14 protein-coding genes and 4 pseudogenes are annotated in these 16472 nt (G+C 70.4%); 10 read left to right on the plus strand and 8 right to left on the minus strand.

Features of this window, described 5'->3' with window-relative positions; all coding sequences use genetic code 11:
- Window positions 1-74 precede the first annotated feature (74 nt).
- The 4 genes from JS756_RS31715 to JS756_RS31730 all read left to right on the plus strand — a co-directional run bounded on the left by JS756_RS31715 (window position 75) and on the right by JS756_RS31730 (window position 4202).
- A complete protein-coding gene (locus JS756_RS31715) occupies window positions 75-983 on the plus strand; it encodes a hypothetical protein (protein ID WP_240204655.1) in 909 nt (302 codons plus the stop codon).
- A gap of 1031 nt (window positions 984-2014) precedes the next feature.
- On the plus strand, window positions 2015-2674 hold the full coding sequence (locus JS756_RS31720; RefSeq protein ID WP_205386719.1) for a response regulator: 660 nt from the start codon (window positions 2015-2017) through the stop codon (window positions 2672-2674).
- Window positions 2675-2982: 308 nt separating this feature from the next.
- Entirely contained in the window at window positions 2983-3219 is a 237-nt protein-coding gene (locus tag JS756_RS31725; protein ID WP_205386720.1) for a hypothetical protein, read from the plus strand.
- A gap of 86 nt (window positions 3220-3305) precedes the next feature.
- Window positions 3306-4202 (plus strand): SGNH/GDSL hydrolase family protein, encoded by an 897-nt coding sequence (locus JS756_RS31730; protein ID WP_205386721.1) that lies wholly within the window; start codon window positions 3306-3308, stop codon window positions 4200-4202.
- On the opposite strand, the pseudogene JS756_RS37230 reads toward JS756_RS31730, so the two are convergent.
- Both JS756_RS37230 and JS756_RS31740 read right to left on the minus strand, forming a co-directional pair.
- A pseudogene (locus tag JS756_RS37230) lies at window positions 4159-4344 on the minus strand (aldo/keto reductase); the annotation flags it as partial. The gene JS756_RS31730 and the pseudogene JS756_RS37230 overlap by 44 nt on opposite strands.
- Entirely contained in the window at window positions 4335-5003 is a 669-nt protein-coding gene (locus tag JS756_RS31740) for an AAA family ATPase (RefSeq protein WP_205386722.1), read from the minus strand. The gene JS756_RS31740 and the pseudogene JS756_RS37230, both read right to left, overlap by 10 nt.
- A 44-nt stretch (window positions 5004-5047) precedes the next feature.
- Here JS756_RS31740 and JS756_RS31745 point away from each other — a divergent pair.
- Window positions 5048-5727 (plus strand): annotated as a pseudogene (locus tag JS756_RS31745) (IS5 family transposase); the annotation flags it as partial.
- Between the two features lie 409 nt (window positions 5728-6136).
- Here the strand turns inward: JS756_RS31745 and JS756_RS31750 are convergent.
- Window positions 6137-6490 carry a hypothetical protein gene (locus JS756_RS31750; protein WP_205386723.1) on the minus strand — a complete coding sequence of 118 codons (354 nt, stop codon included), beginning with the start codon at window positions 6488-6490 and terminating at the stop codon, window positions 6137-6139.
- A gap of 186 nt (window positions 6491-6676) precedes the next feature.
- Here JS756_RS31750 and JS756_RS31755 point away from each other — a divergent pair.
- Window positions 6677-7488, plus strand: a pseudogene (locus JS756_RS31755) (RNA-guided endonuclease InsQ/TnpB family protein); the annotation flags it as partial.
- 45 nt (window positions 7489-7533) lie between these two features.
- Here JS756_RS31755 and JS756_RS31760 read toward each other — a convergent pair.
- Window positions 7534-8001, minus strand: coding sequence for an NUDIX hydrolase (locus JS756_RS31760; RefSeq protein ID WP_205386724.1), 468 nt, complete (start codon window positions 7999-8001; stop codon window positions 7534-7536).
- Window positions 7994-8710 (minus strand): DUF5919 domain-containing protein, encoded by a 717-nt coding sequence (locus JS756_RS31765; RefSeq protein ID WP_307791268.1) that lies wholly within the window; start codon window positions 8708-8710, stop codon window positions 7994-7996. The genes JS756_RS31760 and JS756_RS31765 overlap by 8 nt, the downstream gene beginning before the upstream one ends.
- A 318-nt stretch (window positions 8711-9028) precedes the next feature.
- Between JS756_RS31765 and JS756_RS31770 the strand changes: the two genes are divergently transcribed.
- Together JS756_RS31770 and JS756_RS31775 are read left to right on the plus strand one after the other, a co-directional pair.
- On the plus strand, window positions 9029-9391 hold the full coding sequence (locus tag JS756_RS31770) for a hypothetical protein (protein ID WP_307791269.1): 363 nt from the start codon (window positions 9029-9031) through the stop codon (window positions 9389-9391).
- Window positions 9388-9615: a DUF7848 domain-containing protein gene (locus JS756_RS31775; protein ID WP_205386726.1), complete on the plus strand. Its 228-nt coding sequence runs from the start codon at window positions 9388-9390 to the stop codon at window positions 9613-9615. Before JS756_RS31770 ends, JS756_RS31775 begins: the two co-directional genes overlap by 4 nt.
- Window positions 9616-10484: 869 nt before the next feature.
- Here the strand turns inward: JS756_RS31775 and JS756_RS37235 are convergent.
- On the minus strand, window positions 10485-11213 hold the full coding sequence (locus JS756_RS37235; protein WP_368861125.1) for a recombinase zinc ribbon domain-containing protein: 729 nt from the start codon (window positions 11211-11213) through the stop codon (window positions 10485-10487).
- A gap of 97 nt (window positions 11214-11310) precedes the next feature.
- Window positions 11311-11961: pseudogene (locus JS756_RS37240) on the minus strand (recombinase family protein); the annotation flags it as partial.
- Between JS756_RS37240 and JS756_RS31785 the strand changes: the two are divergent.
- Window positions 11960-12247, plus strand: coding sequence for a zinc ribbon domain-containing protein (locus tag JS756_RS31785; RefSeq protein WP_240204656.1), 288 nt, complete (start codon window positions 11960-11962; stop codon window positions 12245-12247). The pseudogene JS756_RS37240 and the gene JS756_RS31785 sit on opposite strands and share 2 nt — an antisense overlap.
- A 436-nt stretch (window positions 12248-12683) precedes the next feature.
- Here JS756_RS31785 and JS756_RS37945 read toward each other — a convergent pair whose 3' ends face one another.
- Entirely contained in the window at window positions 12684-15473 is a 2790-nt protein-coding gene (locus JS756_RS37945) for a helix-turn-helix transcriptional regulator (protein WP_205386727.1), read from the minus strand.
- 421 nt (window positions 15474-15894) lie between these two features.
- On the opposite strand from JS756_RS37945, the gene JS756_RS31795 reads away from it, so the two are divergent.
- Entirely contained in the window at window positions 15895-16218 is a 324-nt protein-coding gene (locus tag JS756_RS31795; RefSeq protein ID WP_205386728.1) for a hypothetical protein, read from the plus strand.
- Window positions 16219-16472: the final 254 nt, after the last annotated feature.

Genomic DNA, 16472 nt, shown 5'->3' on the forward strand with positions numbered 1-16472 from the left:
ATCGCGGGCGGCCGGTGGCCGGCAGTCGGGGCAGGCATTCACCTGACGGTTCCGATGTCGGTAGGCTCCGGATCATGCCCATAGCGATGCGTAGACGTGCCGTCGGAGCCGCCGCTGTTGCTCTCGCCTTCGCCACGGCTGTCAGTGGCTGTTCGTCCGACTCCGGTCGCGGCGGGGGCGATTCCGAACTGCTGCAGGAGTTGGGCACCCTGGCGGGTGACAACAGCACGGATCAGGTGACCTACGTCGACATGGCCGCGGTACGCAGACTGGGCGAGGCCGATGCCAAGCGGTTCACCACGGTCGGGAGGCCCGCCAACAGGTTGCTGGACTCCTACACGCCCGGGCCGTGGGGAGAGCACCTGGAGCTGAGCCAGATCGACACCACGGTCGACGCCGAGGACACGGGCCGCTGGGTGGGCTCGTTCGACGCCGCGGCCATCACCGCCTCGCTGAAGTCGCACGGCTACACGTCCGGCCAAGAGGACGGTCGGCAGGTGTGGAAACACCCCGGCGGCACCCGGCCCTCGTTGGAGGTCTCCGACCACGAGATCGCCTACTCCTTCGGGGACACCGAGCCCATGACGGACGTCCACCCGAAGAAGGGCGCCTCACTCGCCGACAGGGCGGAGTACCAGCGCCTCGCCGACTGCCTGGGCGACGTCTACCGTGCCGACATCGCTCCACTCACCGCCGCCAAACCGGTACGGCTGTCCGCGCTGGGCCAGCAGGCCGACTCCGCCGCCAGGAACACGGAGGTCCTCTGCGCCCTGGTCGAGGACGAGGCGACCGCCGACCGCCTCCTGGACAGCCTGCGGTCGGTCGTCCGTGAGAAGGCTCCCCGGTACGACGGCACCGAGGTGACGGTCCAGAAGGGCGACCGACCCGTGGTACGGGTCACCGTCCCGGACACCGCCGCCCAGCAGCCCGGCCGGCTGTTCCTCTCCGACATCGACCTGGGGTTGGCCGTCGCCGGCCTCTGAGCTCGTGTTCCACGGTGAACCCCTCCCGGTCCGAGCAACCTGGGACCGGGCGTCGACCGACGGCCGCGGTTCGGAGAGGACGCTGCGGACCGTCGGAAGCGGTGCCGTCGCGTCGGCGACGAACGAGGTTCTCTGCTCCTCCCTGAGGCCGATGCCCGTAACCGGCGTTCGCGTTTGAGTCGGGGCCACCCGCCCGCACGACGTGCCGGCGTGCCGCCTGCGCAAGTCGACACCGAAGGGAACGGCACGAGATGAGCAGACGAGGGGTACGACGTCATCGCCCGGCGGCGGCGCTCGCGCGCACCGAACCGGGCACCCCCTTACCCGTGCCGGCCTCGGCGCTGAGGAGGTAGGTCGCGCATGCGCATCGCACCGGCAGCGGCAGCCGCGACGGTGCTGCTGGGCGCTGTGCTGGGGGCCGGCGGTGAGTGTCCGCCGTCGGCGCGCGACGCCACCGTCTTGCACGCCGTCGCCCGGGTCCGGTCCGACGCCGGCCCGGGCCCTGCTGCCCTCGACGGCCAGGTCCCGGTCGGGGGCAGGGCCGTCGCGACGAGACGTGACGCCTTGAGCACCGGGAGTCCCGGGCACGGAACTCCCGGTGCGGGGGACCGAGCCATGACCACCCCGGGCCCCGGCGAGCCGGAGCGGGATCATCATGGTAAGGGCGTCGCGCAGGACATCGGCGGTTGGATCTCCCTGTCCGCGGTGCTGACCGCGGCCGCTGTCGCACTGATCGGTGGCCGACGCCGAGGACGTGAGGGGCGACACCGTGGGCGTCGAGCCTGACGGCCCGGCGGAAGCGAAGGCCGCGGTCGCGATCGGGAACACGGGGGGCGAGGCCGCGGACGCTGAGGAGCCGGCCCTGGCCGCCAGCGCCCTGAATTGACAGCCAGTCACCTTCTCGGCAAAGGTGCGAACGCTGGCTCTCGTCGGCCCCCGGGGTGCTCGGCCGCCACCGCGCGGCCGCCGGCGACGGACGGCACCGGAGCCCGCGAGTGGTGCTCCTGCGTGCCGGTGAGGGGAGAACTGCAATGATCACGGTAGTCGTCGCGGACGACGAGGAGCTGGTCCGGGAGAGCCTGCGGCTCATCCTCCAGACGGACGACACCATCACCGTGGTGGCGGCAGTCGCGGACGGTGAGCAGGTCGTCGCCGCCGCGCGCTCCCACCAGCCCGACGTGGTTCTCACCGATGTGCAGATGCCGGCGACGGACGGGATCACGGCCGCCCTGGCCCTGCGGCGTCTGCCCCGACCGCCCCGCGTCGTCGTCCTCACCTCGTTCGCCCGGGACGAGTACCTGTACTCCGCGCTCAAGGCCGGAGTCGACGGCTTCCTCCTCAAGGACACCCGTCCCCACGAACTCATCGACGCCATCAAGGTCGTCGCCCGCGGGGAGGCGATCATCTCCCCCTCCATGACGCGGACGCTGATGGAACAGTTCACCGTGCCGCACGAGGCCGTCCGTGCCCGGGAGCGTCTGGAGTCCCTGCCGCAGGACCAGCGCACGATCCTGGCCCTCCTGGCCCAGGGGCTCTCGAACGCCGAGATCGGCGCCCGCATGCACCTGTCCGAGTCCCAGGTCAAGGTGCACGTCAGTCGGATACTGCGCCTCCTGGACTGCGCCAACCGGGTCCAGGCCGCGATCCTCGCCCACACCGCGGGGCTCACCCCGCCGACTGTTCCCTCCTGATCGCACCGCCGTACCCGGCGGTGGTCGCGCCCTGCCCTGCCCCGTCCCGCCGCCGTGCCGGGCCACACCGTGCCCAGACGACCCGCCGTCGTCGAGGGGGGCGGGATGCGGCCGCCCCTCCCCTCCACCGGCCGCAGACACCCCTGTGCCGTTCGTCGCGCCGAGGCTGGTTCTCCAGACGGATTCCGATCACTTTCGTTGCGGCTTGACTCGGGCCGTCCGTGAACGCGGACGGCCCGAGTCACCGGCGGTCGCGGTCCGCACGGTTGCCCCGGTCTCCTGGGCCTGGTTCACACCTGGAGACTCCCGTGACCCGAACGCGACCGTTCACCTGGCCCTTCCCCGAACTGGAAGCCCCGCTGCCGCCCTGGGACGCCACCGTCTGCGGCTGCGACTGGGAGCTGTGCTCCGAACCCTGCGTCATGGCGTCGGCGACGGTGGCCATGTCCTGGGTGGACGACGGCTCGCCCCACTCGGGCTCGGGACAACCGTCAGCGCGGGCGACGGAGACCGCACAGCCGCGCGAACAACCGGGCTCGCGTTGAGCCTTGTCGTCGCGCGATCGCGGCGTCCCCTCCCCACGGGCCGGCACCGCGAGCGACCGGGTTCGCTCGCCGACCGCTCGGTCCTGATGCTCTTGGGGCTCATCACCCTGCCGACGGTGTCCGAACCGGCGCAGGCCGCTCAGCGTCCTCCCCCCTCATCTCCGCGAGGTTCACACCCAGTGCTCCACCACCACGGCGGCCGTCGCACCGCCGCACGTCCTGACCGAACGCCACGACGGCGCACAGAAGATCGCCCTGAGCCCGCCGGCTTCCCCGGCGCCGTGGCCCTGTCCTGCCTTCTGGCCGTCGTCCCGGCCTCCGCCGCGTCGGCCGTCCCCGAGTCGGCCGGCGGCCGGAACTACGTCGCCCTCGGTGACTCGTACGCGTCCGCGCCCGGCGTCCCCGAACCGACCGACCCCGGATGCGGCCGGTCCAGCCAGAACTACCCTTCCCTCGTGGCCCGGCAGCGGTACGCCCACCTGACGGACGTCACCTGCGCCGGCGCCACCACGGCCTCGCTGGCTCTCGGAACGGACGGAAGACCGGCGCAGTACGACGCACTGCGCCGGGACACCGACCTGGTGACCGTCAGCATCGGCGGCAACGACCGGGTCGGCTTCTCCGCGGTGCTGAAGACCTGCGCGACGCTGAGTCGTACCGATCCGACGGGCGCGCCGTGCCGCGGCCACTACACGGAAGGCGGGAGGGAACGCCTGCTGGAGGGCATCGCCACGACGGCACCGAAGGTCGACGCGGTCCTCGCCACCATCCACCGGCGCGCCCCGCACGCCAAGGTGCTCCTCGTCGGATACCCGCCGGTCTTCGACGACGACGGGACGGGCTGCACCAGTCCGGCCGCCCCCTTCGCGGCCGGGGACTTCGGCTACCGAGCGGCTTCCACTGGCCGGGCGCGGGCCGGACCATGCCGACCTCCGTGGCGATCAGCACATGTTCCGGGCAGGGGTACAGCGCTTCGCGGATGAGGTGTTCGACGGTGTGGGGGCCGTAGGCGTCGGCGGTGTCGATGTGGCTGATGCCGCGGGTGTGGACGGCCTGGCGCAGCACGCTGAGGGCGGTGTCGCGGTCGTCCGGGTCACGCCACGTGCCGGGGCTGGTCAGGCGCATGGTGCCGAAGCCGAGCCGGGAGACGGTCTTTCCGGCGATGGTGATGCTGCCGGCGGGCGGCGCGGGGATCCTACGAGCTCCTCCTGCGGGCAGTGCTGGACGGCGACGTCTACGGCGTGGGCCTGGCTGTCGGGGTCGCTGGTCACCCGCTGGTGGGGGATGACGTCGTTGGCCAGGAGACGTGCACGCGGTCGTTGACGAGGAGCCGGAAGTGGGCGTCGTAGTCGTGGCTGGTGTCGACGGGTACGCTCTCGTCGAGCACGGTCGCGAACAGCAGGTCGTACTTGGGGAGCTGCGTGGAGGCGGGCCGCCAGGCGTTCGCGTTCGAGCTGGGGCGGGGGCTCGGCCCGGAACGCCGTCACGGCTTCGAAGTAGGCGATGGCGTCGAGGGCGGCGCGGTCGATGAGAACGGCTTCGGCGCCCTGTGCGACGGCGTTGGTCTCGTCGAGGATGCCCTGCGCGGTGATCCACTCGGTGGACTGGGCGGTGTGGTGCTGCATCTTCGGCTGGCCGGCCGCGGCGGCGCGCTTGCCGAGCTGTCCGGTGCGCGCCACGGTGAGGCCGTGGCCGCGCAGCTCCCTCTCTGTGCGCTTCAGGAGCGTCGTCCTGCCCGTCGAGTGCGTGCCGAGTACGGCGATCCGCAGGGGCTGGGAGGTCACCACAGGGTCGGGTCCTTTTCTGGTTCGGGGGCACCAGGCAGGCCGGGCGGAACGGCCGCGGCGATCAGCTGGTCTGCACCTGGCGGCAGCTGCCGCCGGTGTTCGGGCCGGCGTGGCCCACGGTCTACCGGCGCTTCGCCCAGTGGAGCCGGGACCGGGTCTGGGCCAGGCTCCACCGGGTGATCCTCGACGAGCTCGGCGCCCGCGGTGAGCTGGACTGGTCGCGGTGCGCGATCGATTCCGTCAGTGTCCGGGCGGCAAAAGGGGTCCGCTGACGGGACCGAATCCGACCGATCGTGGCAAGCCGGGATCGAAAATCCACCTCATCACCGACCGCAACGGCGTGCCGCTGTCGCTGGGCATATCCGGCGCCAACATGCACGACCGCCTCGGCCTCAAGCCGCTCGTGCGCGGGATCCCGCCCCTCCGCTCCCGGCGCGGACCGCGCCGCCGGCGTCCGGCCAAGCTCCATGCCGACAAGGGCTACGACTACGACCACCTGCGCACAGGGCTTCGCGGGCGTCGCATCCGCCACCGCATCGCCCGCAAGGGCATCGAGTCGTCCACTCGGCTCGGCCGCCACCGCTGGGTCGTCGAGCGAACTGTGTCCTGGCTGGCCGGATGCCGACGCCTACACCGCCGTTACGAGCGAAAGGCCGAGCACTTCCTCGCCTTCGTCGGCATCGCCGCAGCCCTCATCGGCTACCGCCGACTCACCAACTGAAACGACGTCCAAAACCCGATGGGTGCAGATCCTTTGAGGGGCCGCCCCACGTCGCCGGCTTGCTGCGCTGAAGAAACGGCCTGCTCGTGGACCTTGGAACCCGGATTGGATCTGCACCCGACCGTATTCACGGGTCGCCGCACAGTGTTCTGGCGGCGACCCGCACTCTGTTTACGCAGTGAGGCATGCGAGGCCCTGACAAGTCCCTCGGCCGCCCCGGTGGCCGCGCCCCGCAGGCCGGCCGACCGCGCCCGTCGCCGCCGCGCGAAGGGGATGACTACCGCTGGCGTCGCCTAAGGTTCTTGAGGATGCTGGCGTCTTCGCCCGGCGGGACTCCTGGCACGCTGCTGCGTGCCGGTCCCTCGGATCCGTGACGCGTACCCGCGCCGGGGTGTCGGGTGCGGGAGGGTCAGGTGAGTCGCCGTCCCATCTTCGCCGACTGGCGGTTGTATCCCTTCGTGTCCCACCACTCTTCCAGATGGGCATGGACGAGGTGGACGAGCTGCCGCAGCCGGTCGGGAGGGGGCGCGGGCGAGGTGAGCACATCCACCCAGGACTTGTCCTCCCAGGGCAAAGTGACCACCCAGCGCTCGTCCGGGTGGCCTCGGCGTCCCACAGTCAGCCAGTACGTCAATGTCGCGCTGCGGTCCGGATGGTGCTCGACCAACATCTTGATGACGTCGAAACGGAGTCCGTCAGCGGTGCCGTACGAGCGACTCAGGGCCTGTTCGGCTGGTGTCTGTTCCTCCACAGAGACCAACACCCTTTCACCTCGGCCCACGCTCCAACACGGCGTCCAGCAGGCAGCAGCGCCAGCGACGGCCGGCTGATTGACCTTGTAGGCCGTCAGGAGGTCGTCGTTCCCGGCCGGGGTACCGATGATAGTGCGAAACTTCTCCACCCGCGGGCACTGTTGAGGTAGGTGGAGTAACCACCGCGGCCATTGGGGCGCGACCGGAGACAAGCGCACGCGGCGGGGCTGCCGTACATCACGTCGGCCGAGCTGTCCCGGCTTCGCATCACCCAGGCCAAGCGCACCGCCGAACGCGCCTGGCTCGCCGACGTGTCGGCGGTCGTCCTGCAGCAGTCCCTGCGGGACCTGGACACCGCCTACAAGAACTTCGTCGACTCGGTCAGGGGCAAGCGGCAGGGCCCCGAGGTGGGGCCGCCACGGTACAAGTCGACGAAGGACACCCGGCAGTCGACCGCCTCAACACCAACGCCTTCCGCCTCCAGGTCGACCGAACGGTGTACGTGGCCGAGGTCGGCGACCTCAAGGTCAAGTGGTCGCGCCGGCTTCCGGCAGCCCCGACTTCTCTGACCGTCACCAAGGACAGCTCCGGCCGGTACTTCCTCAGCTTCGTCGTGGACACCGAGCCGGACAGCCTCCCCGAGGCGGAGACCGACGCCGGTGTCGACCTCGGCCTGTCCGCCTTCGCCGTCCTGTCCGACGGCCGGAAGATCGACAGCCCGCGCTTCCTGCGCCGGGCGGAGAAGAAGCTCAAGCCTCTTCAGCGGGAGCTGTCCCGCAAGGCCGAGGGATCGAAGAACCGGGCCAAGGCCCGCATCAGGGTCGCACGCCAGCACGCCAAGGTGGCGGACCGGCGTCGGGACTGGCACCACAAGGCATCCACACAGATCATTCGCGACAACCAAGCGGTGTACGTGGAAGACCTCGCGGTGTCCGGTCTCGGCCGGACCCGGCTCGCCAAGTCCGTGCACGACGCGGGATGGTCCGTGTTCGTCAACGGTCGTTCATACAGTCTTGGCTCCGGGAGGGGTGTGTCGTGTCACCGCTTCTTCCGGCTACCGGGCTGCGGGCATCTTGCCGTCGCGCCAGTCGTTCACGCGCTTGCGGATGCTGGGGAGCATCGGAAGCGCGTCGACCTCTCCGGGCCGGAACCAGCGAACATCCGTGGATTCCTCGGACACCGCCAGTTGCCCGGCCACGGGCCGGGCCAGGAAGCAGATGGAGAACTCCTGCCGCACCTCGCCGTCGTCATAGGCGAAGACATGACGGGGGTTGGTGTAGGTGCCGACGATGCCGGTGATCTCTACGTCGTAGCCGGTCTCTTCGCGGGTCTCGCGGACGGCGCAGTCAGGCAGCGACTCTCCAATGTTCATGGCGCCGCCGGGCAGGGCCCACATGCCGTTGTCACTGCGGCGCTGGAGGAGGATGCGCCCGGAGTCGTCGACGACGACCGTGGAAGCGGCGGGAACCAGGCTGTTCGCGGCCGGGGCGTTGGGATCGTCCTCGTAGTCACGCCTAGCCATCGACTTCCCTTTCCCATACCGGAGTGCCCCGGTTCCACAGTTCCTCAACGTGCGACGCGAAGCGATCAAACATGCCGTCGTCCTGGTGACGACGCAGATGCAGCGTGGGGGCATCGTGGCCGACCCGGTGCGTCAGCAGAGGCGTGACGATCATGTCGTCATCGAAGCGGAACACGGACAGGTGGGCGTGTCCGTCGCTGTACCTCGCGTCGATGCCCGGCTGGCTTCTGATCTTCTCCAACTCGGCGAGCGTCACGCGGATGCGGGTGGAAAGCGTGAGCGCAACGTCTTCGTCCTGCTCACGCGACCGTGTGAGATCGCTGTCGGGGTCACCGAGCAGGAACCGGACTCGGCATCCCTGGGCCGCCTTCCGCCGCAGCGCCGTACCGAACCGGGCCTGCTCAAGCCATAGGAAGTAGTTGGTGTACCCCGCGAAGGTCAGCTCTCGTTCAGCTTTGGTAATCAGCGACCGCCACAGAGAGGCCGGGCAACCGGACCGGTAGGGATAGACGGATACGACCTCACGGTCCGGACCGACCTTGATCGCCTTCTTCGCGGCTGCTGGCCACAACACCGCCTCGTCCTCTCCGAGCGCTTCACAGACGGCCCACCGGTGACGGGCACGGGGAACCCGCCCGGTCTCGGTGATCCATCGGCCGACGGTCTTGATATCGACGTCGCACTTCTCCGCTAACTGACGGTCTGTCAAGTGGGCTTGGAGCATCGCACGACGCAGAGCCTCATTCACTGGTACCCCCAGGGACGTTAGGCACGCTTCACACGGTAGACGTACTCCGTGCCTAACGGTCGCGGAACGCAGTAGGAACGCACCGCCAGGGGCGGAAGTGTGGTGATGGACAAGACCCCCGCGACCGCGCGAACGGCCCGGGGGCATGGACAACCTGAAAGAGCAGGTCGACATGAACCAAGGTATCGCCCGCTTGGCCGAGTCGCCGTTGCGGCTCCGGCTCCCTTCTCCGAGGTGCCTCCAGTCCGCGCGCTTGATCCATGGTGTGGAGGCGTCGGCGTGACCGGACAGATCAACGTAGTGCGACTCCTGCCGTGGGCGGGCCCGGAGGGCAAGCCGTGCTATCTCGCCGGGGACGGCTCCGGCAGCTATCTCTCGCGCCTCGCGGACAACATGGAGGCGGTGCAACTCGGCCTGGCCGCCGAGCTCGTCAAGGAAGCCAAGAGAATCCTCGACGGGCGCAAATGGACTCCGGGCGAACTCCACTTGCTGGCCGTTCAGCTGACCGAGGCTCTCACCGATGTGCAGCGCGTCGCGGAGAGCCGAGGCGCACGCCTGGCCGATCCCGCATGGGATGACCCCGACGTGATCGACGACGAGGACGAAGACGACCCCGCACGGCCCGTTGAGGCAACCGCATGAGCCGCGTCGTTCTGCGCTACGTGCCCCACACGATCCGGCATGTACGGGACGGCGGAGTCACCTTCGAAGCCTTCTGCGTCGCGTCCGGGTGCGACGAGACATCCGGCCCGCAAGATGAACAGGAAACGGCTCAGGACTGGTGCCTGCGTCATACCGGCCGCACGGGCCATGACCTCTTCCGCCGCGTCGCGACCGACCACGCCCGCGTCACTCGGGACGAATGACCCCGACCCGCTGAGCGACGGCGAGCAACAACGCTCAGCGTGTCGGCTGCCCCGCCTGCGTGTCGTCCCCCTGGTGGCGCAACGGGCGGGGCTCTCCGTTTTTCGGGGGGTTGGTCCTGACTGGGGTAATGGCGCGCTGTGGGCACGTCGCCGGCCGCAGAGACTTTGGGCGGGAGCTGCCATGGGGCGAGTGAACAGAGGGCCTTACGCTCGCCAGCGGATCGGGCAGTCTCTTGAGGCCTGCCTGCAATAGCTCGATCGGCCCCCTGTTCTTCGAGGCTCGCCCCATGGTGGCTGCCTAAAGTCTCGGAGGCCGTCGACCCCCAGCCCACCACGTCCCGGGCCGAGACGGCCCGTCGCCGCCCCTGCCCCTCGGGCGGACTACGTGCGGGGCGTCGGGCGTCCGGACGGGACCGGCGGTCACGCCGCATGCCCGCCCGGGGCGGCGGGGCGCCCCGGGCGGGCCGTAGGTGTGCCCTTGAGGAAGTAAAGGCTGTTTCGACCGATGCCGGTTCCTTACACGGGGATGGGGCAACTTCCGTGCTTTCAGGCGGTGTTATTGAGGTCTGTTCTGTCAGGCCACGCTGGCATCATTTAAGGACGAGTGGGACGAGTGACGACAGGCGTCACCGAGACGCAGAGCTGACGCAAGGTCAGCAGGGACCGAAAGGAGTACCGCCATGGACTGCCGCGCCCCACCCACACACCTGATCTCGGAGGCATACCCAGGTTGCGCGCCCAGCGTTCCCATGACGATCAACGCAATCGTGCCGTCAGACGACAGGCGGCGAAGTTCCCGGCACGGATAGGACCGAAGAGTGCGGCACGGCTCGCGCGGCTCCTCGGCCCTCATAGCGATGGCTGACGGGCTAGTCGAGCGGGTTGGGCTCGATCTCAATACGGTCGAAGTCCAGCCCCTGGCCCCGCTTGCTGGTGGGGTGGATGATCACAGCGGCGAACAGGAAGCGGAGAATGGCGTTCATGCGAGCGTAGTCCTTCTCCTCCTCCAGCCGTCGCCAGTTCTTCCGAGCGTCCGGCCCTACGATGCCTTCGAGCACCGCTACGGGCCGCTGCACGGTGCGGCGCTGCCGCTCCTTGATCCTGTCCTCGATGACGCGACGCATGGACCGGTATTCCGGAGTCGGGATCTCCTTGGACAGCCACATCTGATTCAGCTCCGCGAGTTGCGCGGCGTCGTCCTCGTCGGCGGCCACGTCCCGTGACGGCCGGATGGTGGTGGCGGGCTGGCGGCCAGTGATGTCGAGCTTCTCCAGCACCTCAAGCGCCACGTCCCGGGTGAAGGCTTCGAGCGGCTCGGCGGTGATGGCGCGCGTGCAGCGCTCCTGGCCGTAGGCGGCGGCCCGGGTGCAACGGTAGATCGGCTTGATCCGGTTGCTGCTGCCCGACATCCGCATGCCACAGGTGCACATCACCACCCCGCGCAGCAGGTAGTAGCGGTGCTCGGCAGTGCTCCTGCCGCTGTGCGCAGCCCGGTAGGCGCGGAGCTGCTGCACCTCCTCCCACTGCCCCACATCGATGAGCGCAGGCCACTCGCCCATGCCGATCCGCTGTCCCCGGTGCACCTGGATTCCTGCCACGTACGGCACGGACAGCAGATTGCGGACCTTGTTGGGCTGCCACTGCGCCCCCCTCGGCCGTCGTGAACTGCCGTGTGTGCAGGTCCTTGGCTATGGCGCTGGCCGTCTCTCCGTCCAGGAAGCGGCGGAAGACCTCCCGGACGACCTCGGCTTCCTCCTCGATCACGGTGCAGCCGTCCTTGGCATAGCCGTAGCGGCGTCCGCCGTGCGGCTTCCCGGCGCGGGCCCGGTCCTCCAGCGCGCTGCGGGTACGCCGGGAAGTGTCATCGGAGGAACGGCAGGCGTGCGCCACCTCGATGCGCAGGATGAACCGGTCGTCCGGGTCCGACAGGTCCTTGCGGTTGGCCTGCCCGTGCAGCACCACGTGCTGATCGTCCGCGATGGTCAGCAGCTCTTCGAGGTCTTTGGGCTGCCGCATCAGCCGGTCGGGGTGGTAGACGATCACATGCCGGTACGCACCCTCACCCATCCGCACCAGTAACGCGTTCCAGCCCAGCCGCTTGCGGTCGCGCCGCCACGCGGAGCGGTTGTTGTCCACAAACACATCCGCCACCCGCACACCCAGCCGCTGCGCCACCTCCCGGCAGATCCGTTCCTGACGGTCCACACCGGTCTGGTCGTCGTCCCCGGCCTGCGAGATCCGGCAGTAGATCGCCGCATCCTCACCAACTGCGTTGTTCTGCGTGCTCGTTGCTGCCTGTCGAGTCATATCCAGACTGTATGAACAACCACTGACATTCGTCGGCATGCTGGAGTACAAGGCGGCTCTGCACGGACGCACCTTCGCCAAGGTGGACCGGGCCTTTCCCTCCTCTCAGGTCTGCTCGGCCTGCGGATTCCGGGACGGCCCCAAGCCTCTCCACGTCCGGGAGTGGACGTGCGGCGAGTGGGGCACGGTGCACTACCGCGACCACAACGCAGTCCGCAACGTCCTCTTCGAAGGACGCCGTATCGTCGCCGCCGGACGGGGCGGAGACGCCAAACGCCCGTGGAGCGCCGGTAGGACGGGCACACGTGCCCGCACGGCGCGGTGAAGCAGGAAGCCCCCGGAAGGGTCGGACGACCCAGGCCGGAATCCCTGGACTTCAGGCCAGGGAGCACGTCAACTCAGGGACACGACCAAGGCGCTCGACACCATGCTCGCCCGCCGTGCCGAACTGGGTGGGGCCGTGTACGTGGACACCTACACCCCGACGATCGGCCACGATATGTGCCGTCCGTCCGGCCGACGGTGGATCGAGAATCTGGCCCCGGCGGTCCCGGCCGGCGCGGCGCACCCGACCGCCCGGGGCGAACAGGCCATGGCAGAGGCCGTGGGGCGGGCGCTCAGGTCCTGCCACGGGGCATGGGACGAAGCCGCGGGTCCCGCCGCGCGTCGGGACTGATCCGCACGGCCGCAAGGGCGTGCGACCGGGAGCGCCCACCCCTCGGTGCTCCTGGTCGCACCATCACGGACCTGCCTCCCCGGGGTCAGCGCAGCGCCTGCTCGAGAGCGTGGCGCCCCGTCACGTCCAGCTTCGCGTAGACCTTCGACAGGTGCATCTCCACCGTGCGCAGGCCCACGAACAGGTGGGAGGCGATCTCGGTGTTGGTCATGCCCTGTGCGGCGAGTTCCGCGACCTGCCGCTGCGCGGGTGTCAGCGCCTCCCGTCCCCGGAACGTCGGAGTGCGGGGACGGTCGCCGAGTTCCCGCAGTCCGGCCCGTGCCTGCTGCGCGATCGGCTCGGCCCCGCACTCGTGGGCGACGCTGACGGCCTCCTGGAGCGCGGCCCGCGCGTCCTCCGGCCGGCCGTGACGCACGGCCGACGTCCCCCGGTCCGCCTGGACCTGCGCGTAGCGGAACCGCGCGGCGTTGCCCGACAGCAGCCGTGCCGCCTCGTCGAGCAGTTCCAGGCCCTCCTCGTGGCCCACCACCAGCGCTCGGCCGCGCAGCGCCACAGCCGTCATCTCCGCGACCCCCCACGCCCGCGCCCGTCGCAGTTCCTCGTCGGCCAGCGTGAGAGCCGACTGCCGATCACCGAGGAGCAGGTGCATCCGTGCGGCCTCCGACCGCCACGGGTAGAACCCGGGCCCCGCCATGCCGCGCGCGTTCAGGCGCTCGCCGAGATGCAGGAAGTCCGCCAGCGCCCGCTCGAAGCGGTTGTCCGCCGCGTGCACCCAGCCTCTGACGAGCAACGGGTAGTCGTAGATCGTGTGAAAGCCGAGCGGACCGCTCAGGTCGCACTCGCCGAAGAGGTCCTCGGCCTGCTGCGTCCGTCCCTGTCGGACGAAGGCCTCCGCCAGCGTCGCGACCGCGAAGACGCAGTGGCTCTCCCGGTGGTCGACACCGATGTCACGGAATGCGGCGAGTGCGTGCTTCGCATCGGTCCGGGCATCCGCGAACGCCCCACGCCGGCACTGGGCGTTGGCCCGCGTGCTGAGCGCCTGCGCGTAGCTCAGCGCGGAGGCCCTCGCGCGGGTCTCCGCCACGGCCGCGTCGGCGTACTCGAACGTCAGGTCCGGCCTGCCCGCTGCGCCCAGCGCCAGCACCGCACAGGGGTAGACGATGGACTCGTCGCCCACCGGCGCCATGCCCCTGCTCAGCCCGAGACGGGCCAACTCGACGACGTCCTCGGCTCCCTCCCCGAGCGCGGCTCCACGGAAGCTGAGCAGCGCGGCCAGCGCCCTGCGCCCCGCGTCGTCCTCGGCGTCCTGGAGGCGCAACTCCCTCAGCCGCGGCCACGCCCGCACCGCCGATGCCGCCTCACCGAGGCTGACGAGCAGGTAGTCCAGCTCCAGCCGAAGGGCGGCCGCGGCGTCCTCGCCACGGAGCCGCTGGATCGTCCCCTCCAGCATCGTCAGGGCTTCGCCGTAGCGGTCCATGGCGAACAGCGCACCGGTCAGACTGCGCGCGGAGCGGGCCCGAGCCCGTGGCGTGGCGCCGAGCCGCAGGCTGCTGCGCAGTTCCGGTACGGCGGCCGGCAGGTCGGAGTCGAGTCTGGCGGCGCCGATCAGGGTCAGGACCTCACCGCGCTCCTGCGCGTCGAGATCCTCGCTCAGGGTGCGCCGCAGGTAGACCACCGCCTCGTCGGGCGCTCCGCGGTCGAGTGCGGCCTGAGCGGCGCGCCGCAGGACAGCCGCGGCCCCCTCCATGCCCGTCGGCCCGTGGACCAGGTGCGGTGCCAGCTGCTCGGCGGACGCCCCCCAGCTGAGCAGCAGTTCGGCGGCGCGGGCATGGTGCCGTTTGCGGCAGCTGGGGGTGACGCCCTGGGCCAGACCGGCCGCGAGCAGGGGCGGATGCAGCCGAGCCCGCTGTCCGGCGTGCCGGACGAGCTCGGCCCGAGCCAGGGAGTGCAGGGCGTCCTCGACGGTGTGCCGGTCCATCGCACCGGCATGGGCTATCACCTCCGGGAGCTGGGCGCTTCCCAGCGAGGCGAGAACGGCGGCCACCCGCTCGGCGCCGGGGCCGATCCTGCGCAACGCCGCCCGGGCTGCTACGCCGACGTCCGCGAGCAGCGGCTCGAGCGCCCCGGCCAGGGTGGTGTGGAGCGGGGGACGCTCCAGCCGACCGTTCTCATCGTGCTGCTGCGGGTCCGCGGCGGCCAGCAGCGTCCGGACCAAGTACTGGTTGCCGGCCGCTTCCGCGAGAAGCGGGCACAGGACGTCGACGACGGTCTGTCCGTCCTCGGACGCGTCGGCAATCCCCGCCAGCCGCTCGGCGACCGCGGACTCGTCGAGCGGCGAGAGCCGGACATGGTGCTCCAGGAGCCGCAGCACGGCACCGAGAGCGGGCTCGTCGACCGACTCACCGGGCCCCATCGCGCAGACGACCGTCACCGGATGCGCTCCTACCGCCCGCGCGATGCTCCGCAGCCCGCGCAGAGAAGCCGCATCGGCCCACTGCAGATCGTCGACCAGCACCAGCACGCGTTGCATCGGTGCCGACCGGGCGTCGGCGAACAGGCCGTCCGCGGGCGGTGTCGCGTCCCCCGAGGCCAGCCAGCGCACCAACGCCACGGCCCGCTCCCCGCCACCCGCCGGTACCAGTGAGCACATCGCAGGCGACGCGGCGGGTTGCGGGCGATGGCTCGCGGGCGGCTCGTAGCACGCGCTGAGCACGGCGAACCCGGCGTTGCGAGCCCGTTCACCGAGGTCCGTGAGAAGCCCCGACTTGCCGCTGCCGAACCCTCCGCGCAGCAGGACGCTCGCCCCACCGGGACGCTCCAGCAGCTCGTACAGGGTGTCCCGCTCGCGTGCACGGCCGAGAAGTGTGGGTACCACGCCGCTCCTTTTCCGCTCTGCCGTTGCAGGGGCCGGACGGACGGTGACCGACCATCCGGTTGGGGGGCGCCCCGCACGGATGCCGGCCCTGCAGCGGATTCACCGTACTCAACGGGCGCGTCGAGAGCTGTCGGCACCCCACCGAAGGATGTGGATCTTTCGGTGGGTGTGGGGTGTCCCGCCCGCGTGCGCCGGTGTTCGAATGAGGGTGCGCACTTCGCTCGTCGACAGCCGCGTGGCGTGTCCCTGCGGCGGCCGGGGCCCCGGCGGGCGTGTGCCCGTTGCCGGGGCCCCGGCGGGCGTGTGCCCGTTGCCGGGGCGTCCCCGGGCGGGCATCACGTCGAACGCCCGGTGGTGCCGCCGCGCCCGGTCAGGGCAGGGCGGGCGCAGTGAGCTTTCGTCATGCCATGTCTGGAGAGAAATGCCTACCGATGGGCCCCTGCACGCCGAGGTCCGCCAGTTCCGGGCCATGTCGGCCCTACCGCCCCCGCCGCCGCTCGCACCACGCCGGACGGTCCCGTCGAGCACGGTGATCATCGTGTTGCTGTCGTGCGCGCTGCTGTTGAGCCTGTCTCTGCTGTACGTGCTGGCCGTCAGATCTGCCGATTCCCGGTGCGTGCCGTACGGCCGGGCCGTGTGCGCCTCCACCGATCCGCAGCCCACCCGCACGCCGGTGCTGCCGGGCGGCACGCCCCCGCTGAACATCGACGTCGTGGGGAAGCCACTTCCCGGCGGCGCGCGCTGACCGAGGCGTACGAGCAAGAGCGCGGAGTGGGACGAGGACCGGTTCAAGGACCTCCACTCCGCTCCCTCACCGGTATCGGGGCCCGGTGGACCTTTCATGACCGCCCCGTCCCCCCACATCGTTCCAAGGAGATGTCGTGAGCAACGAGAGCCTGGCCAACCTTCTCAAGGAGGAGCGACGCTTCGCGCCGCCGGCTGACCTGGCGGCGCACGCCAACGTCACGGCAGAGGCGTACGAACGGGCCAGGGCTGACC

The sequence above is a fragment of the Streptomyces actuosus genome, assembly GCF_016921115.1.
In the GTDB taxonomy this organism is placed as follows: Bacteria; Actinomycetota; Actinomycetes; order Streptomycetales; family Streptomycetaceae; genus Streptomyces; species Streptomyces actuosus_A.